The organism is Flavobacterium sp. Leaf82 (assembly GCF_001422725.1).
Taxonomy (GTDB): Bacteria; Bacteroidota; Bacteroidia; order Flavobacteriales; family Flavobacteriaceae; genus Flavobacterium.
In genome coordinates, this window is record NZ_LMMA01000015.1 from 14,163 (window position 1) to 37,481 (window position 23,319).

19 protein-coding genes are annotated in these 23,319 nt (G+C 32.4%); 10 read left to right on the forward strand and 9 right to left on the reverse strand.

Going from position 1 to position 23,319, the window contains the following annotated elements; all coding sequences use genetic code 11:
- Positions 1-2: 2 nt before the first annotated feature.
- Both ASF10_RS11695 and ASF10_RS11700 read left to right on the forward strand, forming a co-directional pair.
- Positions 3-3,101, forward strand: a complete 3,099-nt coding sequence (locus tag ASF10_RS11695) for an efflux RND transporter permease subunit (RefSeq protein ID WP_056249289.1) — start codon at positions 3-5, stop codon at positions 3,099-3,101.
- 139 nt (positions 3,102-3,240) lie between these two features.
- Positions 3,241-3,843 (forward strand): DUF2238 domain-containing protein, encoded by a 603-nt coding sequence (locus tag ASF10_RS11700; protein WP_056249291.1) that lies wholly within the window; start codon positions 3,241-3,243, stop codon positions 3,841-3,843.
- 130 nt (positions 3,844-3,973) lie between these two features.
- On the opposite strand, the gene ASF10_RS11705 is transcribed toward ASF10_RS11700, so the two are convergent.
- Entirely contained in the window at positions 3,974-4,354 is a 381-nt protein-coding gene (locus ASF10_RS11705) for an ankyrin repeat domain-containing protein (RefSeq protein ID WP_056249294.1), read from the reverse strand.
- Positions 4,355-4,714: 360 nt separating this feature from the next.
- Between ASF10_RS11705 and ASF10_RS11710 the strand changes: the two genes are divergently transcribed.
- Positions 4,715-5,254: an SRPBCC family protein gene (locus ASF10_RS11710; RefSeq protein WP_056249298.1), complete on the forward strand. Its 540-nt coding sequence runs from the start codon at positions 4,715-4,717 to the stop codon at positions 5,252-5,254.
- A 162-nt stretch (positions 5,255-5,416) separates the two neighbouring features.
- On the opposite strand, the gene ASF10_RS11715 is transcribed toward ASF10_RS11710, so the two are convergent.
- From ASF10_RS11715 to ASF10_RS11740, 6 genes are all read right to left on the reverse strand, one after another.
- Positions 5,417-6,373, reverse strand: a complete 957-nt coding sequence (locus tag ASF10_RS11715) for a phosphoribosylaminoimidazolesuccinocarboxamide synthase (protein WP_056249301.1) — start codon at positions 6,371-6,373, stop codon at positions 5,417-5,419.
- Positions 6,374-6,664: 291 nt separating this feature from the next.
- Positions 6,665-9,013: a S9 family peptidase gene (locus ASF10_RS11720; protein WP_056249304.1), complete on the reverse strand. Its 2,349-nt coding sequence runs from the start codon at positions 9,011-9,013 to the stop codon at positions 6,665-6,667.
- Positions 9,014-9,218: 205 nt separating this feature from the next.
- Positions 9,219-10,049, reverse strand: a complete 831-nt coding sequence (locus tag ASF10_RS11725) for a Cof-type HAD-IIB family hydrolase (protein WP_056249307.1) — start codon at positions 10,047-10,049, stop codon at positions 9,219-9,221.
- Positions 10,050-10,189: 140 nt separating this feature from the next.
- Complete coding sequence (locus ASF10_RS11730; protein WP_056249309.1) at positions 10,190-10,552, reverse strand: DUF1801 domain-containing protein; 363 nt, start codon at positions 10,550-10,552, stop codon at positions 10,190-10,192.
- Positions 10,549-11,034, reverse strand: coding sequence for a hypothetical protein (locus ASF10_RS11735; protein WP_056249312.1), 486 nt, complete (start codon positions 11,032-11,034; stop codon positions 10,549-10,551). Before ASF10_RS11735 ends, ASF10_RS11730 begins: the two co-directional genes overlap by 4 nt.
- Before the next feature lie 142 nt (positions 11,035-11,176).
- Positions 11,177-12,127, reverse strand: coding sequence for a PhoH family protein (locus tag ASF10_RS11740; RefSeq protein WP_055093453.1), 951 nt, complete (start codon positions 12,125-12,127; stop codon positions 11,177-11,179).
- A gap of 236 nt (positions 12,128-12,363) precedes the next feature.
- Here ASF10_RS11740 and ASF10_RS11745 point away from each other — a divergent pair, with 236 nt between their 5' ends.
- The 6 genes from ASF10_RS11745 to ASF10_RS11770 all read left to right on the forward strand — a co-directional run bounded on the left by ASF10_RS11745 (position 12,364) and on the right by ASF10_RS11770 (position 18,736).
- Entirely contained in the window at positions 12,364-13,191 is an 828-nt protein-coding gene (locus tag ASF10_RS11745) for an S-adenosyl-l-methionine hydroxide adenosyltransferase family protein (RefSeq protein WP_056249317.1), read from the forward strand.
- Between the two features lie 327 nt (positions 13,192-13,518).
- Positions 13,519-13,815 (forward strand): putative quinol monooxygenase, encoded by a 297-nt coding sequence (locus ASF10_RS11750; protein ID WP_056249320.1) that lies wholly within the window; start codon positions 13,519-13,521, stop codon positions 13,813-13,815.
- Between the two features lie 249 nt (positions 13,816-14,064).
- Positions 14,065-14,790, forward strand: coding sequence for a gliding motility-associated ABC transporter permease subunit GldF (gene gldF, locus ASF10_RS11755; RefSeq protein WP_056249323.1), 726 nt, complete (start codon positions 14,065-14,067; stop codon positions 14,788-14,790).
- Positions 14,790-16,475, forward strand: coding sequence for a gliding motility-associated ABC transporter substrate-binding protein GldG (gene gldG, locus ASF10_RS11760; protein WP_056249325.1), 1,686 nt, complete (start codon positions 14,790-14,792; stop codon positions 16,473-16,475). The genes gldF and gldG overlap by 1 nt, the downstream gene beginning before the upstream one ends.
- 107 nt (positions 16,476-16,582) lie before the next feature.
- Entirely contained in the window at positions 16,583-17,701 is a 1,119-nt protein-coding gene (gene dnaN / locus ASF10_RS11765) for a DNA polymerase III subunit beta (RefSeq protein WP_056249371.1), read from the forward strand.
- A 405-nt stretch (positions 17,702-18,106) separates the two neighbouring features.
- Complete coding sequence (locus ASF10_RS11770; RefSeq protein ID WP_056249328.1) at positions 18,107-18,736, forward strand: DsbA family oxidoreductase; 630 nt, start codon at positions 18,107-18,109, stop codon at positions 18,734-18,736.
- A 334-nt stretch (positions 18,737-19,070) separates the two neighbouring features.
- On the opposite strand, the gene ASF10_RS11775 is transcribed toward ASF10_RS11770, so the two are convergent.
- Positions 19,071-20,843, reverse strand: a complete 1,773-nt coding sequence (locus tag ASF10_RS11775; protein WP_056249331.1) for a MutS-related protein — start codon at positions 20,841-20,843, stop codon at positions 19,071-19,073.
- A gap of 65 nt (positions 20,844-20,908) precedes the next feature.
- Positions 20,909-21,742, reverse strand: coding sequence for a universal stress protein (locus ASF10_RS11780; protein WP_056249334.1), 834 nt, complete (start codon positions 21,740-21,742; stop codon positions 20,909-20,911).
- Positions 21,743-21,903: 161 nt separating this feature from the next.
- Here ASF10_RS11780 and mnmE point away from each other — a divergent pair, with 161 nt between their 5' ends.
- Positions 21,904-23,304 (forward strand): tRNA uridine-5-carboxymethylaminomethyl(34) synthesis GTPase MnmE, encoded by a 1,401-nt coding sequence (gene mnmE, locus ASF10_RS11785; RefSeq protein ID WP_056249336.1) that lies wholly within the window; start codon positions 21,904-21,906, stop codon positions 23,302-23,304.
- Positions 23,305-23,319: the final 15 nt, after the last annotated feature.

Here is a 23,319-nt window from a genome sequence, read left to right on the forward strand (position 1 = left end):
ACATGAACAAATTCATTAGAAATATTATTGCTTTTTCGCTTAAGAATAAAGCATTTACCTTTTTTTGGGTAGGAATATTGGCAGTTGCCGGATTTATTTCTTTCAAAAATATGCCAATCGACGCATTTCCGGATGTAACGAATACACAGATTATCATTATTACACAATGGAACGGAAAAAGTGCCGAGGAAGTAGAACGTTTTGTTACTTCGCCAATCGAAATATCCATGAACTCGGTTCAAAAAAAGACCAGTGTTCGCAGTATAACCATGTTTGGATTATCTGTTATTAAAATAATTTTTGATGATGGAGTCGATGATACTTTTGCACGTTTGCAAGTAAACAACTTATTAAAAAATGTTTCACTTCCGGATGATGTCGAGCCAGATGTTCAGCCGCCTTACGGACCTACTGGTGAAATTTTTAGATATATCGTAAAAAGCGACAGCAGAGACAGTAGAGAATTATTAACCTACCAAAATTGGGTAATAGACAAACAACTTCGCTCAGTTCCCGGTGTTGCTGACTTAAACGTTTTTGGCGGACAAACTAAAACGTATGAAGTTGGAGTTGATCCTATAAAATTAGCGAAATATAATATTACACCGCTTCAGGTTTATAATGCCGTAAACGGAGGAAACTTAAATGTTGGTGGAGACATCATCGAAAAAAATGGTCAGGCTTTTGTTGTTCGTGGAGTTGGTCTTTTAAAATCTATTCAGGACATTGAAAATATTATTGTAGACGATGCCAACGGAAATCCAATTTTAGTTAAAAATCTTGCTTCAGTTTACGAAAGTTCAATGCCCAGAGTTGGACAAACCGGTTTAGGCAATAACGATGATGCCGTAGAAGGGATTGTTGTAATGCGTAAAGGAGAAAATCCTCAGGAGACATTAGCCTTAATTAAAGCAAAAATAAAAGACCTGAATGATAATGTATTGCCAAAAGACATTAAAATTGAAACCTTTTATGATCGTGATAATTTGATGAATTTCACGACTGAAACCGTAATGCATAATTTATTCGAAGGAATTATTCTAGTTACTTGTGTCGTATTTCTTTTCATGGCAGACTGGAGAACTACTTTTACGGTTTCAATTGTAATCCCGTTATCCTTATTATTTGCATTTTTATGCTTGAAGATGATGGGAATGAGCGCCAACTTACTCAGTTTAGGTGCAGTCGATTTTGGAATCATCATTGATGGTGCCGTTGTAATGGTCGAAGGATTGTTTGTAGTTTTAGATCACAGAGCGCATCAGTTAGGAATGACAGCATACAATAAAATTGCGAAAGGAAGTTTGATTAAAAAAACCGGAGCCGAAATGGGTAAAGCCATTTTCTTTTCTAAACTAATCATTATTACCGCTTTATTACCAATATTTTCTTTCCAGAAAGTCGAGGGTAAAATGTTCTCTCCCCTAGCCTATACCTTAGGTTTTGCCTTAATGGGAGCTTTACTTTTTACGCTGACATTGGTTCCTGTTTTATCGCATATCCTTTTGAATAAAAATGTAAAAGAAAAAAACAATCCGTTTGTTAATTTCTGGGATCGAATTGTGGGCAAAAGTTTTGCCTGGACTTTTAAGCATAAAGTTCAAACACTTATTGGTTCAACAGCACTTTTGGTAGCCGTTTTCTTTTCTGCTACATTTTTAGGAACAGAGTTTTTACCACAATTAAATGAAGGCGCTTTATGGGTAACGGCAGAATTGCCAATGAGCAGTTCATTGCCAGAAAGTGTAAAAACAGCGGCAATGATTCGAAAAGATCTGGAAAGCTTTCCTGAAGTTAAAAACGTTTTATCACAAACCGGAAGAAGTAATGACGGAACAGATCCTAACGGTTTTGGTTTTATACAACTTCAGGTAGATTTAAAACCAAAATCTGAATGGAAAAGAAAAATCACTATGGATGATTTGATCAACCAAATGGATCAAAAACTAAAAGTTCATCAAGGTATAACTTATAATTATTCGCAGCCTGTAATTGATAACGTAGCCGAGTCTGTCGCTGGTTTTAAAGCTTCAAATGCGGTGAAAATTTATGGCGACGATCTCGATAAATTAGATGAATTGTCGAATGAAGTTTTAGCTCAGATAAAAAATATTCCGGGAATAAAAGATGCAGGGATTCTTAGAAATGTTGGACAGCCGGAAATAAGTGTTGTACTTGACAGAGATAAAATGGCGGCTTACGGAGTTACATTAAGTGATGCACAAGCAGTTTTAGAACTGGCGTTTGGAGGAAAAACGGCAACTCAAAAATACGAAGACGATAAAAAGTTCGATGTCAGAGTTCGTTTTTCACAGGAATACCGTAAAGACGAAAATGATATAGCAGAACTTAAAGTTCCAACAATTAGCGGTATCAAAATCCCATTGAAAGAAATTAGTGATTTAAAAACAATTACTGGTCCCGCTTTTATTTACAGAGATAATACAAAACGTTTTATTGGTGTAAAATTTTCTGTTCGTGACCGTGATTTAGGAAGTACAATTGCAGAAGCACAAGCAAAAGTTGCTAAAATGAAACTTCCAACAGGATATACTGTAGGATGGACAGGAGAATTTGAAAATCAGGTTCGTGCCAGTGCACGTTTAGCGCAGGTGGTTCCTATAAGTTTAATTGGGATCTTTGTGTTACTGTTTATTTTATTTGGAAACATAAAAGATTCACTGCTTGTTTTAGCAAATGTTCCTTTTGCCATTATTGGGGGAATTATCGCATTGCATCTTACCAGAATGAATTTTGGAATCTCTGCAGGCGTTGGTTTTATTGCCCTTCTGGGAATTTGTATACAAAACGGAGTTATCCTGATATCTGAATTTCATCATAATCTAAAAGCAAAATTCACACTCGAAGAATCCATATTTAGAGGAGTAAAAGCCAGAACAAGAGCTGTAGTCATGACGGCACTTATGGCGTCTATAGGTTTAATGCCTGCTGCAATCTCAACCGGAATTGGTTCTGAATCACAAAAACCTTTGGCAATCGTAATTATTGGAGGTTTAATTACTGCAACGGTTTTAACGCTTTTAGTTTTCCCAATTATTTTCTGGGTCTTTAACCGTAAAAAACACGTTCCTATTGAATAAAGAAATTTAAAATAAATTGATTGGTTAAATTAATTTGGTTTGGTTTAAAGAAAAAGCACCGTTATTAATGGTGCTTTTTTGATTTCAATATCTTTTAGTTTAATATCTTGCGTATGATTTATCTATACAAACAAGATTTATGAAATACATCTATTTTTTGCTAACCGCTTTTTTTATCTCTTTAATAGCATCGATTATAAATCCAAAAGAAGCATTTACCTGCTTTCTTGAAGTGATTCCTGCAATCATAGGTTTCCTAATCTTAGCCTTTACCTTCAAAAAATTCAGATTTACCAATTTTACTTATACTTTAATTTTAATTCATTGCATCATTCTGTTTATTGGCGGACATTACACCTATGCCGAAGTACCATTTTTTGATTATATCAAAGAAGTATTTCATCAAAGCAGAAACAACTATGATAAAGTAGGACATTTTGCCCAGGGTTTAGTTCCGGCAATGATAATTAGAGAATTATTTATTCGCAAAAAAGTGATCAGCAATCAAAGTTTTTTCAACTTTATTATTGTCAGTATTTGTCTGGCAATTAGCGCGGCTTACGAATTTATAGAATGGTTTGTTTCAATTGCCACCGGAGATGGCGGCGATGCTTTTTTAGGAACACAAGGATATGTCTGGGACACACAATCTGATATGCTTTTTGCAACTATTGGTGCAATTTCCGGATTAATTCTATTTTCTAAAATTCAGGATAAGTTTATTCAAAAAATAGATTTTTAATCAGACGAAAAAATAATATTGTTTTTAAATTTTCAATAACTATAATTTTCGGGAAAACTATATAAAATGAAAACGACCTTCTGCTCAAGGAAGGTCGTTTTATATACTAACTCAAACTAAATTTAAACTGTTATTTTAAATCTTTTAAAATGGCAATAGCTTCTGTTGCATTTGATAATTGTGCATATTTTAAAGCTGTAAAACCTTTTTCATTTTTAGCTGATGGATTTGCTCCGTTTGCAAGCAAAAAATTTAAAATCTCTATTTTGTTATAACGTGCTGCGATCATTAAAGGAGATAAATCTTCAGATATTTCATTTACATCAGCTCCGTATTCTACAAGCTTTTTAATAAATGTAATGTCTCCTTTACTAACTGCTACAGTTAATGGTGTTGCAAAACTGCTTTCGATTGCCATTTGTGGTTTTACAAATGATGTTTGATTTGATGCCATAGCAACATTTGCAAATGCTACTAAAGCTACTCCTAAATAAACGATTGAATTTTTCATAATGATTGATTGTTTTAATTATTGATTGATTAATGATGATTTATAATTTCTTGTACAAATGTAATTTTAATTGACGTATTATGCATAACAAAGTACTATGTTTTAACTAATTCTTAACATTTACTTAATATAGACCCTGTAAACTTAAAATTTATGTTATCTCATTTAAAGCTTCCTTCTAATAGACGCTATAAAATCCAAAATGTTACAGTAAAATGAAAATTTGTAAAAAAAATATTCAAAATTTTTGATATCTCATAAATTCAAAACTTTAGTTTTTTAATTTTACTATCGCAACAATACTGTATATGAGTGTTATAAGAAACCAAAAAACAATTAATAACCTTAAAAGCAAAAAGTATGGAAATCATTAAAAAAATTCTGATTATTATAATTCTGGTTTTCGCTATCGTATTAATTGGAGCCTATTTTATGCCTAAAACTTATTCGATAGAAAGAGAAATTACGATCAATAAATCTGTTGACAGCGTTTTTAATTATGTGAAGTATCTAAAAAATCAAAACGAATTTAGCGTTTGGGCCAATATCGATCCCAAGATGAAATCAACTTATAAAGGTACAGACGGAAATGTAGGATCTATATCTGCGTGGGAAAGCGACGTTAAAGAAGTAGGCGTTGGCGAACAGGAAATCACAAAAATCATTGACAATAAACGTATTGATTTTGCATTGCGTTTCAAAAAACCAATGGAAGATACTGCTGACGGTTTTATGTCGACAGAAGCAGTTACAGCAAATCAGACAAAAGTAAAATGGGGAATCAATGGCGTTATTCCTTATCCTATGAATATCATGTTGCCCATGATGAAATTGGATCAGATGATTGGAAACGATTTACAAAAAGGTCTGGAGAATCTTAAAAATAAAATGGAGAATTAGTTTGCTTAGTTTAGTCAGAGTGACAGTCGCAGTCACAGTTGAAGTTGCAGTTGGAGTCGCAGTTGAAGTCGCAGTTTTTAGCAATCAGTTGTAAAAATAAATGCCTTGCTTTACAGCAAGGCACTTATTTTATATAATAAATTCGTGGTGTAAACCCGAGAATTAAGCTCTGTTATTAAGATATTCTAATACATTATCATTAATACGCTGATCGATATTATCGATGTCAGCTTTTACGAATTTTTCGCCTAATATATTTTCGTATAATTCGATATATCTTTCAGAAACAGATTCGATATATTCATCTGTCATATCTGGAATTTGTTGTCCGTCTTGTCCCTGAAAACCATTTTCGATCAACCAGCGACGTACAAACTCTTTTGACAATTGCTTTTGCTCTTCTCCTCTATCCTGTCTTTCCTGATATCCTTCTGCATAGAAATAGCGAGAAGAATCCGGTGTATGAATTTCATCAATTAAAACAATAACACCTTCTTTAGTTTTCCCGAATTCGTATTTTGTATCTACTAAAATTAAACCGCGTTCAGCAGCAATTTCAGTTCCTCTTTGAAACAAATCACGAGTAAATTTTTCTAATACAATATAATCTTCTTCGCTAACAATTCCTTTAGATAAAATATCTTCACGAGAAATATCTTCGTCATGAGAACCGTTATCTGCTTTTGTAGTTGGTGTAATAATAGGCTCCGGAAATTTATCATTTTCCTTTAAACCTTCTGCCATTGTAACACCACAAATTTGTCTTTTTCCTGCAGCATATTCGCGCGCAGCATGTCCTGAAACATAACCACGAATAACCATTTCTACTTTAAAAGGCTCACATAAATGACCTACAGCAACGTTAGGATCAGGAGTTGCAATCAACCAGTTTGGTACAATATCTTCCGTTAATTCCATAAATCTTGTCGCAATCTGATTTAAGATTTGTCCTTTGTACGGAATACCTTTTGGTAAAACCACATCAAAAGCCGAAAGTCTGTCTGTTGCTACCATTACCAAAAGTTCGTCGTTTATATTATAAACTTCTCTAACTTTTCCGCGGTAAACTGATTTCTGATCTGGAAAATTAAAATTTGTAGTTGTGATTGTATTGCTCATTATTGTTAGTTGTATTGTTTTTTATGAATGCAAATTTAAAACTAATTAAAAGAGCAAGCAAGAAAGTTTTTAGTTTTCAGTCCCAGTCTCAGTGTTCAGTCTCAGTATTTAGTCTCAGTAAAAGTTTTCAACTTTTCAGTCACAGTCTTTGTGTGGGCTTTGTCAAAGTTTAAAACCTTAAGAAAGCTTTATTAGTACTTTCAAAATATTCTGCGAACTGTTTCAACTGAGACTAAACACTGAGACTGAATACTTCGACTGAGACTGAATACTGCGACTGCGACTAAAAACTTATTTTTTCAACAAAGTCGAATTAAACAAATTCAAAATTCTGCTGTATTCATCAATCCATGAATATGTTTCTTTAAATCCGTGAGATTCAACAGGGAACGAAGCCAGACTCCAATTCTTTTTTTGTAACTCTATAAAACGTTGCGATAAACGAACGATATCCTTATACTCAACATTATCATCCACCATTCCGTGTAACATTACAAGATTTCCTTTTAAATTATCTGCATAATAAATAGGAGAACTTTTTTTGTATGCTTCAGGATCTGTTTCCGGGAAATTCAAAATGTTTCCAGTGTATCCGTGATTATAATGTGCCCAATCTGTAACAGAACGCAAAGCAGCACCAGAAGCAAATTCGCCAGGAGTCGTTAACATTCCCATTAAAGTAATAAATCCACCGTAAGAACCACCGTAGATACCAACTCTATTCGCGTCGATTCCGTATTTCTCTACTAAATATTTTTTCCCGTCTAAGTGATCAGATAAATCTTTTCCTCCCATAAAACGGTAAATACCAGTTCTAAAATCACGTCCGTAACCATCACTTCCTCTATAATCAATGTCCAAAACAGTGTACCCTAAATCAGTCAGCATATTATGAAACATATATTCTCTGTAATAATTACTCCAATAATTGTGAGCATTTTGCAAATAACCTGCACCGTGAACAAAAATTACAGCAGCTTTATTCGCATTTTCTGCCTTTGGCGTATACAATCTCGCGTTTACAGGAGTTCCGTCCTGCGCTTTAAAAGTAATAACTTCCGGTTCTCTCCATTTATAGCTTTTGAAACTTTCAGATACCGAAGAAGAAATTTGTTGTAAAGTGGCGTTCTTTTTATTATCGGCAATATAAAAATCCCACGGAATATTTTTATAAGAATAACGAACTAAAAGTGATTTTTCATCCGGAGAAACGACAACTTCATGCGCTCCGTCTTTTGTTAAAATTGGCTCTAAAGCACCTCCTGTAGAAGCTAATTTATAAAAATTTCTATTTCCCGGATGTGTTGTATTTGTAGTTAAGTAAAATGATTTTTTATCCTTAGATAAAGTTACATCACGAACCTCCCAGTTTCCGCTTGTCAATTGCGTCTTTGTACCTAATTTTAAATTATAAGTGTATAAATGAGAATATCCCGTTGCTTCAGATTGAAAATAGATAGTTTCGTTATCTGCAAGAAAACCAAGCGTTCCTGAGTCAAATGAATAAGACGGAATTCCGGGTCCGGCAATCCAGGCATCGTCATGCTGATGTTCAATTTCTTTAAAAGAACCATTTTCAAGATTTAAACTTACCAGCCATCTTTCTTTATTATCCTGACTTCTGATTTCTACAATTCCAAAAGATCCGTCTTCGTTATAAACCGGAGCCTGAGCAACAATTAACTTATCTTCTTTCTCTTTGTTTTTTAAATTATCATAAGATTCATAATATTTTGGTGCGTCCTGAATATGACTTAAAGTCGAAAAATTCACGAAGTAAACCGTATCTTTTGCTACAGAATAAATTCCGAATTTTGTTTTAACAAAATTAGCTGTAGATACTTTTGTTTTTGTTTCTGGAGTTTGATTATAACCATCATCAGTTATAAAAACTTCCATTTTTTCCTTTTTTACATCAGATTCTTCTACTAAACTAAAAGTGGCAAAGTTTCCGTTTGGATTTGCTTTTAAATTATAAAAACTGTCTTTTCCATAAAAATATTCTTTGGCAAAATCAGATTTAACAGCTTTGCTTTTAGCAAGATTCCATTGTTTTTTTGCTTCTTTATCTTTAATAAATTGAAATAATTCTTTTTGCTGTGTCTTTAAAAAAGATTCTTTTTCCGGAGTTTTTTCTTTTTTAGCTCCTTTATTAAAGTTTGTAATTTGTAGAACTGTTCCTTCTTTAGCATTGTATTTAAAGATATTATCATTTTGCTCGAAGAATAATATTCCTGCCTCTTTTCCTAATTCAAGGTTTGAAACCGGAGTACTTTGCTGAATGATTTTTTTAATCGTTTTTGTGCTAATGGTATAAGAATAGAAACCTCCTTTATCTGTATAATAAACAATATCTGAATTTGTTTTTCTTTTAAAATCAATTTTTGAGAAAGCAGCTTCCTTAGCTTCTACCAAAACTGGTTTTGCTGCTCCTTTTTGCCATGAATAGGTATTTGCGCCTAAATCATCTGTTGGATTCCATTCAAAATAAACTTTTTTACCATCCAGAGACCAGCGTCCGTTTGTTGGTTGATTTCCAATAAAAGATTCGCCTTTCATTATTTCTTCCAATTTTAATGTTTGGCTTTTGCCCGAAATTGAAAAAATTAAAAAGGCAAGGATAAAAATGTTTTTTGTCATGGTATTAGTTTTTTGAGAAAACAAAAATACACTTTGAAAATTATTAAAAAAATGTTTTTATCAATTGCTTGCGAAATTCTTTGCATTATATGCATTCAATAAAAAAAATCCTTGAAGAAATATCTCCAAGGATCTTATTTTTATTAAAAGTCTAAAATTCTAATTTTTAAGCACTAAAATTATAGATGCATTTTATAGTTTTTAATTAACTAGAAGCTAACTCTTTATCTAAAATTCTTGAAGCAATATATTTTGCTACTCCATCTTCGGCATTTGTTTTAATTACTTCCAGATTTGGCAAAGTTTCCTTTAATAAAGCCGGCGCATTTCCCATGATCAAACCTTTTCCTGATGCAGATAACATTTGAACATCGTTGAATCCGTCTCCAAAAGAAACGGCTTCATCAAGCGTAAAACCTTCTCTTTCTAGCACTTGTTCAATTGAAACTGCTTTGTCAATAGATTTATCCATAAACTCTAAACAAGTTGGTAAGCTAAAAGCATGATGTAAATGTTCTGAAGAATTAGCTAAAACATCATCTTTCAATTTTACCAGTTTTTCATGATTATCACAAGAGAAGAAAATTTTAATCGCGCCAAAATCTTCCAGCGTTTTATAATCTACTAATTCAGGATGATATTTTAAATCAGCTTGAAAAGCATTTAGTTTTTCGCTCCATTTATTGGTTTGCCACACATTTTCCTTGAATAAAACTACCGTGATTTCAGTATCAATTTCTACATTTAAAGCAGCTTTTACAACATCGCTATTTAGATTAAAGGCAAAAAGTTCTTCCTTTTCAGGCGAATGAATTCTGGCTCCGTTTGAACTTACTAAATAAACCGGAACCTGAAGTGTTTCAATAATAGCCATTGCATCAAGATGATGACGTCCTGTGGCAACTACAATAAGATAATTTTGATTGTGAAGTTCCTGAAAAACTGATTTCGTGTAATCTGATATTCTGTGTTGAGGATTGAGTAAAGTTCCGTCAAGGTCACTTACTACAACTTTTATATTTTTAAGTTTTGTCATATTAAAGATCAAGTATTTATGATGTGCAAATTTAAGGCTTTAGCCTTAGAAGAACAAAGATAAAACGGTCTTTAACTCCTGAAATGTAGTAAGTTTATTATTTATTTAACTATTTCGTCAAATACTGAATTTAAAACAATTTAAACTTTAATTAATCCCGATTTATATAAATTCAAAGCTTTCTCTAAAATAAATTCAATTTTTTCTACGGGCAAATCTTCGTCTACATTCAGCATCATAATTTTCATTCTCGAACGATCTTCCTGAATTAAAAAAGGTTCGTCAAAATGTTTTCCTTCTACAATACCTATATAAGGTTGTTTCAGTTTTTTATGAGTCCATAAATAGCAGAACATTTTTCCTTTATAGCAAAAAAAGGGCATTCCGTATTTTAAAACATTTGTTATGTCTTTGTCCTGTTTTAGAATAATTTCTTTCAACGCAAGAAAGATCCCTTTTATAGGTTCTTCTTGTTTTAAATAGAAATCATCTAGTTGTTTCATTTTCTGATTTTTTGAGTTTTAGCAAAGACTATTTTTAAAGTATCAGGACATTTAGAGTTTTTTTTAAGTTTATAAATAAGTGAATCATTTTTCATATAAAAAACTTCTTTTGAGAATATTGCAAAAAATGTATCGTTATCAGGATTACAATTAGGAATAGTTCGTACGTCTTTTTTAATGTTTTCCCTAAAAGGAATACATAATATAAATGGAAACATTTTATAACAAGAATCACTAGTTGTGCTATTTAATTCAATTGAATCTCCAATAATTTTCCATTTTCCATTTGAAACAGAACCTCCTTGACAACCGCGGCTTTTATAATAAAAAGAACTATCTGTATTTATCCGTATACTTGATTTGCCTGGAACTATATATTCTGTATCATGCCAAGTCCCAATAAACTTATTGACCCGAACTTCTGATTTCTTACACGAAATCAAAAAAATCAATATTAAAAAACTAAATATTCTAATCCTCATTAATTATATTTTTTAAATTTTAAATTAAAAAAATATTCGTTTTATGCATTTCTATAAAAGAATATGAATAAAACGAATATTATTAAACATCAAAACACACTTCACGATTTACATTTGATATTTATTTAAAATCATTTCACAATTAATCGTGATTTTCTATTTGTTTATAAGCGTCAATCACCTTTTTGACTAATCTGTGACGTACGATATCTTTATCATCCAGATAAATGATTCCAATTCCGTCAACATCTTTAAGAACTAAAATAGCTTCTTTAAGACCAGAAATAGTTCTTCGTGGTAAATCGACCTGTCCAGGATCACCCGTAATCATGAATTTGGCATTTTTTCCCATACGGGTCAAAAACATTTTCATTTGCGAGTGTGTTGTATTCTGCGCTTCATCCAGAATTACAAAGGCATTATCAAGCGTACGACCACGCATAAATGCCAATGGCGCAATTTGTATAATTCCTTTTAAAATGTAATCTTCGAGCTTTTCGTTTGGCAGCATATCGCGCAAAGCATCATAAAGAGGCTGCATATACGGATCCAGTTTTTCTTTCATATCGCCGGGTAAAAAACCAAGATTTTCTCCTGCTTCTACCGCCGGACGCGTTAGTATGATCCTTTTTACTTCTTTGTCTTTAAGAGCCTTAACAGCCATTGCTACACCCGTATACGTTTTTCCTGTTCCGGCCGGACCAACAGCAAATACCATATCATTTTTTTTAATGGTATCTACCAGTAATTGCTGGTTAGGCGTCATGGCTTTAATTAATTTACCGCCAACTCCATGAACTAATATTTTGTCATGATCGTATGATTTTTTTTCATCCTGACCATCACTCATAATTACGCGTTCAATTACATTATCATCAATGTTGTTGTATCGGGTAAAATGAAGCATAAGCCTCTGAAATCTTTTTTCGAATTCATCTAAAACTTCTTTTTCGCCAAATGCTTTCAAAGTGGTACCTCTCGCTACGATTTTAAGCTTTGGGTAATACTTTTTAATTATTTCAAGATGAGTGTCTTGAGCGCCCCAAAAGTCTTTTGGAGCGATGTCTATGAGCTCGATAATTCTTTCGTTCAAATGAGTTAATTTAAATTAAAAATAAATCAGTTTTATAATCTGTGGTTGTCGGGTGTTTTTTTAGTTTAAAGTTTTCAGTGCCAGTTTTCAGCCACTGCGACTGAGACTAATTACTGAGACTATAAATACAATTTGTATTTTCTTTCTTTCATTTTGCAATTACTATTATTAGCTTTGCATTTCTCAAATTTAATGAAAATTAGATTTAAATACTACCAATAGTTATAAACAAAATTATGTCAATAATTACCCTTACTACCGATTACGGCTTGAAAGACCACTTTGTTGGTTCGCTAAAGGGTAAAATATTATCTGAGTATCCAGAGGCTGTAATTGTTGACATTTCGCACGACATTGATCCATTTAACACTGCAGAAGCAAGTTATATTCTGGGAGCATCTTATTTGAGTTTCCCAAAAGGAACTGTACACTTAATTGGTGTAGATATCGAACGCAATAAAGAAAATCAGCATCTTGCCATGCAATGGAACGATCATTACTTTATATGTGCCGATAATGGTATCTTAAGTATGCTTACGCAGAAAATTGTTCCGCAAAAAATTGTTGCGATTAATATACACGATCGATTTCCGAGCGAATCTAGTGATTTAGATATTTTTATTCAGGTTGCCTGTCACATTTCTAAAGGCGGATTACTGAATGTTATCGGAAAAGAAATCACCGAAATAAAACAAATCACTGAACTGCAACCTGTAGTTTCGAACGACGGAAACTCTATTAAAGGATATGTAATTTACATTGATCATTTTGGAAACGTTGTAACTAATATTTCCAAAAGACAGTTTCTGGAAATAGCAAAAGGACGTCCGTATGAGATTGTAATGAAACCCAAAAGTATCAAAACAATTTTACCTAATTATTCTGCAATTGCAACCTCTGATAAATATCCGATAAAAACCTATGAAGGTGAAAAACTGGCAATTTTTAACGAAGCAGGTTTTCTTGAAATTGCTATTTTTAGAAGTAATCCTTCAAAAGTTGGTTCGGCAAATAGTTTATTAGGATTGAATTATCGTGATGTTATTACAATTCAGTTCAATTAAAATTTTAGATTTTAGATTTTAAATTCTTTGATAACGCAAAAATGGCTCGCCGATTAAACTGATTCACACTGATTTTGTCGTCTTCTTGTCATTTCGAAGAATGAGAAATCACATTCTAAACTCTACAAAGATTGGATTTTCGTTGCGGAGTTACTTACGAAGATTTCTCCTTCGTCGAAATGACAATATCATGGGAAAGCATTGTGAAAAAGCTTTTTATAATATTTTAATTTTTCATAAAAAGAACAATCTATTTTGGTATTTTTGCGCACCTGTAGGACTTTAGACAATCTAAAATCTAATATCAGAAATCTAAAATTACAAATCATGTTTGTCCGAATAGTAAAAATGAGTTTTCACGAAGAAAAAATTCCTGATTTTATGGAGAATTTTGAATCTGTGAAACACAAAATACGAAATGCAGAAGGAAATCGTTTTTTAGAATTGTATCAGGATAAAAATAATAAAAACATATTTTTTACTTACAGTTATTGGGAAACCGAAGAAGATTTAGAAAATTACAGACAATCTGAACTTTTTAATACAGTTTGGAGTTTTACAAAAAAACTTTTCAATGCAAAACCGGAAGCGTGGAGTGTGGACAAAGTTGTTAGTTTAGTTTAAAGTTTCAGGTTTCAAGTTACTTGAACAACCTAAAATTTTACCGCAAAGAACGCAAAGATTATATTTAAAAAGTTGAATAAAACGTAAAGTTCGCAAAGCTGAACGTGAAACCTGAAACTTGAAACAAAAACAATTAACCACAAAGAACGCAAAGATTATATTTAAAAGGTTTGATAAAAACGCAAAGTTCGCAAAGATGTACGAACTTGAAACCTGAAAAAAGAAAAACCTGAAACAAAAATAAGTTACATGAAATCAATCATTTTACGAGAAATAAAATCCTTTTTTGGATCTCCTATTGGCTATTTGGTCATTGCTATTTTCTTAATTAGCAACGGATTATTTTTATGGGTATTCGAAGGAGATTACAATATTCTGAATACAGGTTATGCTGATTTGACTCCGTTTTTTACATTAGCACCATGGATTTTGATATTTCTTATTCCGGCAGTTACAATGAGAAGTTTCTCTGATGAAAAAAAACAAGGAACGCTTGAATTGCTTTTGACTAAACCATTATCAATCTGGGAAATCGTAAACGGAAAGTTTTTAGGTTCTCTACTATTAATCGTTTTGGCAATTATACCAACCTTTATTTATGTAAAAGTAATTTCGAATTTGGGTTCACCTGAAGGAAATATCGATATGGGAAGCACGATTGGTTCTTATTTTGGATTATTATTTCTGATTGCTGCTTATTCTGCTATCGGGATTTTTACTTCTACCCTATCCGAAAATCAAATTGTTGCCTTTATAATTGCAGTTTTTTTATGCTTTATCTTATACTTCGGGTTTGAAGGTCTGGCTTTGTTGATTCCGGGATATTCTAATATTATTTCTTTATTTGGAATGCAGGATCATTTTAAAAGTATGAGTCGGGGCGTTATCGATACTCGCGATGTTATTTACTTTCTAAGCATCACGGTATTATTTCTGTCTTTTACCGTTTATCAACTAAAATCTTTTAAAGCATAATGAAAGCATCTACTCAACAAAATATCAAAACGTTAGGTATTACCGTTTTCGTTTTAATCGTTTTAAACGTATTAGGAAGTTTGTTTTTCCACCGCTTTGATTTAACAAAAGACAAGCGATATACTTTATCTGAAACTTCTTTACAAATCGTAAAACAGGTTAAAAATCCGTTATCGATCAAGATTTATATGCAAGGCGATTTGCCCGCTGATTTTAAGCGTTTACAGCAAGAAACCAGACAATTACTAGAAGAATTTCAGGCTTATAACAGTAATATCGTTTTTGAATTTGTAAATCCGTTAGAAAACGGAGAAGAAGATCTGGATGTTGTAAAATCTTTGTATCAAAAAGGTCTTACGCCAATAAACATCACCGTTGATGACAAAGGAAAACAATCTCAGGCAATGGTTTTTCCGTGGGCAATTGCAGTTTACAACAATAAGGAAGTAAATATCCCTTTATTGAAAAATATAATGGGCGCTTCGACTACTCAAAAAGTAATTGGATCGATCCAGCATTTAGAGTATTCTATTGCCGATGCGATTAATAAGATCAGCAAAGACAGACAAAAGAAAGTGGCGATCATAAAAGGAAATGGAGAATTAAACGAAATTCACATTGCTAAATTATTGAGACAAATTCGCGAAAGCTATTATATTGGTCCTTTTACATTAGATTCTGTAGCTAAAAATCCAACTGGAACTTTAGACGCTTTAAATAAATATGATCTTGCCATTATTTCAAAACCAACAGAAACCTTCTCTGATGAGGAAAAACAGGTTTTGGATCAGTTCATTATGAATGGCGGAAAAACGTTATGGTTAATAGATCAGGTTGCGGCAGATATGGATAGTTTATACAATCAGGCAGGTGCAACTTTAGCTTATCCAAGAGACTTGAATCTGAATGATATGTTTTTTAAATACGGATTCAGAATTAATCCTGATTTGGTAAAAGATGAACAAGGAAGTCCAATAAAATTAGCTACCGGAGAACAAGGAAGCGCTACACAATATCAGGATTTTGTCTGGAAATATGCTCCGCAAGTATATCCTGCAAGCCAACATCCGATTGTGAAAAATCTAGGCGGAATACGATTTGATTTTGCAAGCCCAATCGACACTTTAAAAAACGGAATTAAAAAGACTGTTTTATTGCAATCTTCTCCATATTCAAAAACCATCGGGACACCGGTCGAAATCAATCTGAATATCGTAACTGAGAAAACCACTCCGCAGGATTATCTCAACAAAGGAAATATTCCGTTATCTGTTTTATTAGAAGGAAGTTTTCATTCGGCTTTTGAGAATCGTGTATTGCCTTTTAAGGAAAATTCGTTTTTAGCAAAAGGAAAACCAAACAAAATGATTGTAATTGCTGATGGCGATTTGGCGAGAAACCAATTAGATAAAAACATGATGCCGGTTGAATTGGGTTACGATCAACGTACGGGGAATTTGTACGACAACAAAGATTTTATGATGAATTGTATTAATTATTTGTTGGATGATACCGGACTTATTAACATTAGAAGTAAAGATGTCAATTTGCCATTATTAGATAAAGAGAAAGTTTACGAGAATTACAGCCTGACGCAATTCATAACTATCGGACTGCCAATTCTAATTTTATTGGTTTTTGGATTCGCATTTACTTACATGCGAAAAAGAAAATACAGCAAATAGATGTTAATAAAAAAATTGCGAAACTAAGATTGTTTACGATATATTTGTAAAACCTATCTTAGTTGAAGACATATTAAGAAAAAGTGCAAAAAAATAAAACAAAAGAGATGAAATTTATAGTATCGAGTTCGTACTTATTAAAACAATTACAAGTTTTAGGTAGTGTAATCAACAGTAACAATACGTTGCCTATTTTAGATAACTTTTTATTTGAACTAGACAATAATGAATTGACAGTTTCGGCTTCAGATCTTGAAACTACAATGTCTGCTACATTATCAATTGATTCTACAAGTAAAGGAAGTGTGGCTGTGCCTGCTAAACTTTTGCTTGAAATTTTGAAAACGTTTCCAGAACAGCCGTTAACTTTTACAGTTGAAGAGAACAACACAGTTGAAATAAGTTCAAATTCAGGTAAATATGCTTTAGCATATGCTGCAGGAGAAGAATTTCCTAAATCAGTAAATCTTGAAGATCCATCTGTAACACTTGTTCCTGCTGATGTTTTGGCAACTGCTGTAAGTAAAACTATTTTTGCTGCCGGAAATGATGATTTACGTCCGGTAATGTCCGGAGTTTTCTTTCAGTTCTCGCCAGAAGGTTTAACTTTTGTTGCGACTGATGCTCACAAATTAGTAAAATATGCACGTACAGATGTAAAAGCATCTCAGGTAGCCGATTTTATTATGCCAAAGAAACCTTTGAATATTTTAAAAAGTATCCTGGGAAGTTCTGACGCTGAAGTAAAAATTGAATACAACGATTCGAATGCGACTTTCTCATTTGATAATTATATTTTAATGTGTCGTTTAATCGACGGAAAATACCCAAATTACGAAGCGGTAATTCCAAAAGAAAATCCAAACAAATTAATGATCGACCGTTCTTTATTTTTAAGCTCTGTTCGTCGTGTGGCTATTTTCTCGAACAAAACAACACATCAAATTCGTTTAAAAATCGCCGGAGCTGAACTAAATGTTTCTGCAGAAGATATCGATTACTCAAACAAAGCCGAAGAAAGATTGACTTGTGATTATCAAGGAGATGACCTTCAAATTGGTTTTAACTCTCGTTTCTTAACAGAAATGTTAACTAACTTACAATCTGATATGATTATGTTAGAGATGTCATTGCCTAACAGAGCAGGGATTCTAACTCCAGTAGATGGTTTAGAAGAAGGAGAAACTGTTACAATGTTGGTAATGCCTGTGATGTTAAATAGTTAACATCAAAACTTCTTTTTGTTACAGGGATTTTTTTTAGTTTCAGATTAAAGACATATCATTGTAAAAAAAAACATCGCTATTAACCAACCATTTTTTATACCTGGAAACCGCAATTCTGATAAAGAGTTGCGGTTTTTTATTTTCAATCACTTTTTGTTTCAGGTTTCAGGTTGAAATACGATTATCGATTGGGCTGATTTTTTTTTACCGCAAAGCGCGCAAAGTTTTTTTTGCATTCAGATTGTGTTTATAAGCGCAAAGTTCGCAAAGCTTTGTGTAAAAACTTTGCGAACTTTGCGAGAAACCTTAGCGAGCTTTGCGGTAAAAAAAACACAATACAGTCAAACTTGAAACTTGAAACTTGAAACAAATAAAAACCTGAAACATTTTTTTTAACTTTGTAATATGAAAATAGAAATTTGGTCGGACATCATGTGTCCGTTTTGTTATATCGGAAAAAGACAACTGGAAACGGCTTTAGCTGAATTTCCTAATGATGAATTTGAAATTGAGTGGAAAAGTTTTCAACTTGATCCAACTATTACGCCGCAATCCGGCAAAGATGTTTATACGTTTTTAGCAGAGCGAAAAGGTATTTCTGTTGAACAATCAATAGAAATGCATAAAGGTGTCGTAGAACGTGCAAAAAGTGTTGGTTTGGACTATCAATTTGATAAAGCAATTATTTCAAATTCTTTAACCTCGCATCGCATTATACAATTGGCTAAAACCAAAAAATTAGGCGATGAAATAGAAGAAATCTTCTTTAAAGCCTATTTTACCGAAGGAAGAGATTTAAACGATTCTGAAACTTTGATCGAATTGGCAGTTAAAGCTGGTTTAGATTCTAATGAAGTAAAAGAAGTTATCGAGAATGAAAACCTTTATTTAAAAGATGTAGAACACGATATTACCGAAGCACAGGAAATTGGCGTGCAAGGAGTTCCTTTTTTCGTTTTTGATCGAAAATATGCAGTTTCAGGAGCGCAGCCAGTTGAAGCTTTTGTACAAACTATTACGGAAGGATTGAAATAATTTTAGATTTCTGATTTTAGAGTTTAGATTATAGATTAAAGAAGCAAGAGTAAAGAAGCAAGATTATAGAAGCAAGATTATAGAAGCAAGATTCTTTTCTTTGTGGTTACGTTGTGCTCTTCGACTTCGCTCAGAGTGACAAATAATATGTCTGTCATGATGAGCGAAGTCGAAGCAGTCAAAGCGAATCAAGCCTGGTTTAACTTCATCTTAAAGACAATCAAGATAAAAGTCAAAAATCTTGCATCTATAATCTTGCTTCTATATTCTTTATTCTATATTCTTTATTCTAACATCTTGCTTCTATACTCTTGACTCTATTACTCTTTCTTCTTTAAATTACTCCCATTTTCTGCATTAAGAACGTTGCACTTTTATTTTTGCAGATTCCGTTGCGGAGTTTATAATCAAAATGAAGTTCATCGTTCTGAATTTCGACTTCAAAACACTGGTTGGTTAAAGTATTTGGATATTCATTAGTTGTTAAGCAGACTTCTATATCATGCGTTGCAATTGCTCCAATGGCATTTTTAGCAATAATTTTTTTGACTACTTCAATTGTTCCGTTTCGTTTATCATCCGAGTTTGTTCCTCTTAAAATTTCGTCTAATAAAACAAAAGCAGGTTTGTCTTCTAGTGCGTCCATGATTTGTTTTAGACGCTTAATTTCGGCAAAGAAATAGGATTCGCTATCCGCCAATGAATCTGATAATCGCATTGAAACCAAAACTGGAAGTGGATGAATGTTAGCTTTTGAAGCACAAACAACTGAACCTACTCCGCCTAATACCATATTGATTCCCAAACTTCTTAAAAAAGTACTTTTTCCAGACATATTCGAACCGGTTAAAATCATAAAAGATTCCGGATAAAAATGAGTATCATTCCCTACTCTGGTTTCAGGATTTAGTAAAGGATGACTCAAATCTGAAAATCCTATTTTATATTCAGAATTGATTTCAGGAAAAACAAAATCGGGATTGTTATATGCCAAATTCGCTAAACTGTTTAAAGCTTCAAATTCTCCAATAATTTCTATCCATTTTTCAAGTTCTGTCGAGTAGTTATCTTTCCATTTTAAAAGTGCTTTTAATACGTGAAGATTAAATAAGAATGTTCCGTTGAATACAATTGCTGTTACTAGATTGCTAATGGTATCCATTCTGGAAAACAATTCAGACAAATGTTTTAAATGTGTACTAGCTGTTGCATTCTTAAAAATAAGTTGTTGTTGCAAGGCGATTAGTTTCTTTGATTGAAAAGTTTCTTTCTCGATTTTCTCTACTAACAAACTATATTGTTTGATGATTTTATCTACGTTATCCGCTTTTGCAATTTCAGATTGAATTCGTTTAAAGGATTTCCCTAACACTATTAAATTTGCAATAAAAATGTAGGTTAGATACGATAATAATATTGTTTTTGAAGTGATAAAATACGCTGCTAAAATCCCAAAAAATAAAGTAGGAAGAATAATTGATAGTGCAATTAAAACTTTAGGTAATGTATTATTTTTAAATGAATTCCAATAAACTAGCGAATCATAAGAGTTTTTAGAATCATTGCTAATCATGGCAAGAGCCAGGAAATCCTGACGCCAGTTTATCTTAGTTTTAAGTTCGCTGATTGCTTCCTGATTTTCTAGTATTGTTTGATTAGGCAACAAATTCAATAATTGATTGGCTAATGTTTTTTTTCCGATAAAAGTAGCGGTTCTGTTTAAATTCTGGAATAACGAATGTTCTCCAAAAACATCTAAATCGTACGCATAAGGATGATGGAAATCATTGAATTCAATTCCGTTTTCAAAAGGGATTTTTTCTCTTTTTAAAAAAGTAATTTCATTTCGATTGAGTTTCAAAATGGCGGAAGTTAGTTCTTTTTGAAAAGACAATCCGGAATGGATTCGCATTAAAAAAATAAAACCAATAAAAGATAAAAAAGCAAAAACTGCAAAAAGTATTTCACTGGTTTTTATGTAATAAAACAATAAAAACAAACAAATAAAAACACTTAAAAGGCGCAGAATACTTATGCTATTGTAACTTTTATTGATTTTATTAAAAATTGTAGTGTATTGCTCTACTTTATTTTGATATGCTTCCATTTTTTTGATTTAATAAAATACAAATATAGGTTTTACACTTACAAATTTACTATTTAAGTATAATTTTAGGTTTCATGCATTACTAATACCGGAACGGATACTTCTTTTGCTATTTTTTTGGTGAAACTGGATTCAAATAAGCTATCAAAGAAAGATCTTTTGTGTGTTATTGTGGTAAGGATATCAATATCTTTATATAGTATAAAATCAAGAATATTTTCTTTGACTTCGTCACTTGGCAAGACTAAAAACTCAACGTTTTCATTTGCAAATTCTTTCTCCCATTCTTTAATAGTTATTTCAGAAACATCTGAACTAGAAGTTTTAACATACAAACTTTTTACTTTTGCATTTGTTTTTTTAGCAATATTTAATACTTTTCTAAGCTCGACTTTATCTTTTTCTCGATAACGGGTTGTAAAGCCAATTGTTTTTATTTTTTTGAATTTTGTGTCGGCGGGAATACATAAAACAGGAACTTTTACTTCTGAAATAACGGAACTTGTAATGGATCCTAAAAAGAATTTTGTCCAGTCTGAAATTCCGGATGTTCCCATAATAACAAAATCAATTTGATCTTCTTCTACAGCATTTTTTAAATTATAAATCAAATCACCATCCATCAAACGATGTTTTATTACAATATCTTCTAAATTTCGTTCTATGGCAATGGTTCTTAATTTTGGAATTTCATCTTTAAACATTTCAAATTTTGCCAATTCGATTGAATTATAAATTGTGGCGTAGTTCTCCGGAAAAAACTGACTGTCATAAACCGGGATTTCAAAAGTGTGCAACAAAATAAGTTCGGCATTGACAATTTTGGCAAATTCTAAAGCATGTACAAACGCATTTGTAGCAGAGTCGGAAAAATCTGTGGGGAATAATATTTTTTTCATTTTGATTCGGATTTAGAAGTTGTTCTCTCAAATTTAGTCATTCTAAAAATAAAATACTCTTACAATTATCAGTATTTTAACATTTTATAATACCATCACGAACCTATCTTCAATAGAACTTCGAATACACAACTTTATGGCTTTTTTTATACCTTTGCATCATGATAAATCAAGATTCTATAGTTGCATTGGCAACTCCTTCAGGAGCTGGAGCTATTGCTATAATCCGAATTTCAGGTGCTGATGCTATTGTTATTGGGAATTCTGTTTTTAAATCCATCAAAAATAAAGACTTGACTAAGCAAAAGACTCATACTTTGCATTTGGGTCATATTGTAGATGATTCAAAAACACTGGACGAAGTATTGGTTTCTGTTTTTAAAGGTCCAAATTCTTATACTGGCGAAAATACTGTCGAAATATCCTGTCACGGCTCCACTTATATCCAACAGCAAATTATTCAGCTATTATTGCGAAAAGGATGTCGTATGGCTGATGCCGGAGAATTTACGCTAAGAGCTTTCCTGAACGGAAAATTGGATTTATCGCAGGCTGAAGCTGTTGCTGATTTGATTTCGTCTGATAATGAAGCCTCACATCAAATCGCGATGCAGCAAATGCGTGGTGGTTTTAGCAATGAGATTGCGAAATTGCGTGAAGAGCTTTTAAATTTTGCTTCTTTAATTGAATTGGAATTGGATTTTGCAGAAGAGGATGTTGAATTTGCTGACAGAACTCAGTTTCATGAATTATTGAACAGAATTGAATTTGTCTTAAAACGATTAATCGATTCATTTGCAGTTGGAAATGTGATTAAAAACGGAATTCCGGTTGCAATTGTTGGTGAGCCAAATGTAGGTAAATCGACTTTGCTAAATGCTTTACTAAACGAAGAACGCGCCATTGTATCTGATATTGCAGGAACAACCCGTGATACGATTGAAGATGAATTGGTGATTGGCGGAATTGGTTTCAGATTTATCGATACAGCAGGAATTCGAGAGACTAAAGATGTTGTTGAAAGCATTGGAATCAAAAAAACCTTTGAAAAAATAGAACAGGCGCAGCTTGTTATCTACTTAATGGATAGTTTGAAGTTTCAGGTTTCAAGTGCTTCATTTATAGTTGAAATTGAAAAAATAAAAAACAAATATCCTTTAAAAGAAATTTTAATTGTCTGCAATAAAATAGATCAGCTTAGCCAGGAACAGCTTCAGGGTATTCGCGAGGAGCTTGAAACTTTAAACCTGAAGCAAATTTTTCTAAGTGCCAAGGAAAACATTGGTGTCGAAGAATTAAAGAATCAATTACTTTCTTTTGTGAATACTGGTGCGCTTCGTAATAACGAAACAATTGTTACCAATACAAGACATTATGATTCGTTACTAAAGGCTTTAGATGAAATACAGAAAGTAAAATTTGGCCTTCAAACGAATCTTTCAAGTGATTTGATTGCTCTTGATATTCGTGAAGCTTTGTATCAATTTGGGTTGATTACCGGTCAGGTTTCTAATGATGAATTGCTGGGTAATATTTTTGCAAATTTCTGCATCGGAAAATAAGTTTCACAAAACATC

Coding starts and splice junctions, on each gene's coding strand:
- gldG (WP_056249325.1), top strand. CDS start 14,790: ATGAAAGCATCTACTCAACAAAATATCAAAACGTTAGGTATTACCGTT.
- ASF10_RS11705 (WP_056249294.1), bottom strand. CDS start 4,354: ATGAAAAATTCAATCGTTTATTTAGGAGTAGCTTTAGTAGCATTTGCA.
- ASF10_RS11725 (WP_056249307.1), bottom strand. CDS start 10,049: ATGACAAAACTTAAAAATATAAAAGTTGTAGTAAGTGACCTTGACGGA.
- ASF10_RS11720 (WP_056249304.1), bottom strand. CDS start 9,013: ATGACAAAAAACATTTTTATCCTTGCCTTTTTAATTTTTTCAATTTCG.
- mnmE (WP_056249336.1), top strand. CDS start 21,904: ATGATAAATCAAGATTCTATAGTTGCATTGGCAACTCCTTCAGGAGCT.
- ASF10_RS11775 (WP_056249331.1), bottom strand. CDS start 20,843: ATGGAAGCATATCAAAATAAAGTAGAGCAATACACTACAATTTTTAAT.
- ASF10_RS11780 (WP_056249334.1), bottom strand. CDS start 21,742: ATGAAAAAAATATTATTCCCCACAGATTTTTCCGACTCTGCTACAAAT.
- ASF10_RS11715 (WP_056249301.1), bottom strand. CDS start 6,373: ATGAGCAATACAATCACAACTACAAATTTTAATTTTCCAGATCAGAAA.
- gldF (WP_056249323.1), top strand. CDS start 14,065: ATGAAATCAATCATTTTACGAGAAATAAAATCCTTTTTTGGATCTCCT.
- ASF10_RS11695 (WP_056249289.1), top strand. CDS start 3: ATGAACAAATTCATTAGAAATATTATTGCTTTTTCGCTTAAGAATAAA.
- ASF10_RS11770 (WP_056249328.1), top strand. CDS start 18,107: ATGAAAATAGAAATTTGGTCGGACATCATGTGTCCGTTTTGTTATATC.
- dnaN (WP_056249371.1), top strand. CDS start 16,583: ATGAAATTTATAGTATCGAGTTCGTACTTATTAAAACAATTACAAGTT.
- ASF10_RS11730 (WP_056249309.1), bottom strand. CDS start 10,552: ATGAAACAACTAGATGATTTCTATTTAAAACAAGAAGAACCTATAAAA.
- ASF10_RS11735 (WP_056249312.1), bottom strand. CDS start 11,034: ATGAGGATTAGAATATTTAGTTTTTTAATATTGATTTTTTTGATTTCG.
- ASF10_RS11750 (WP_056249320.1), top strand. CDS start 13,519: ATGTTTGTCCGAATAGTAAAAATGAGTTTTCACGAAGAAAAAATTCCT.
- ASF10_RS11745 (WP_056249317.1), top strand. CDS start 12,364: ATGTCAATAATTACCCTTACTACCGATTACGGCTTGAAAGACCACTTT.
- ASF10_RS11710 (WP_056249298.1), top strand. CDS start 4,715: ATGGAAATCATTAAAAAAATTCTGATTATTATAATTCTGGTTTTCGCT.
- ASF10_RS11700 (WP_056249291.1), top strand. CDS start 3,241: ATGAAATACATCTATTTTTTGCTAACCGCTTTTTTTATCTCTTTAATA.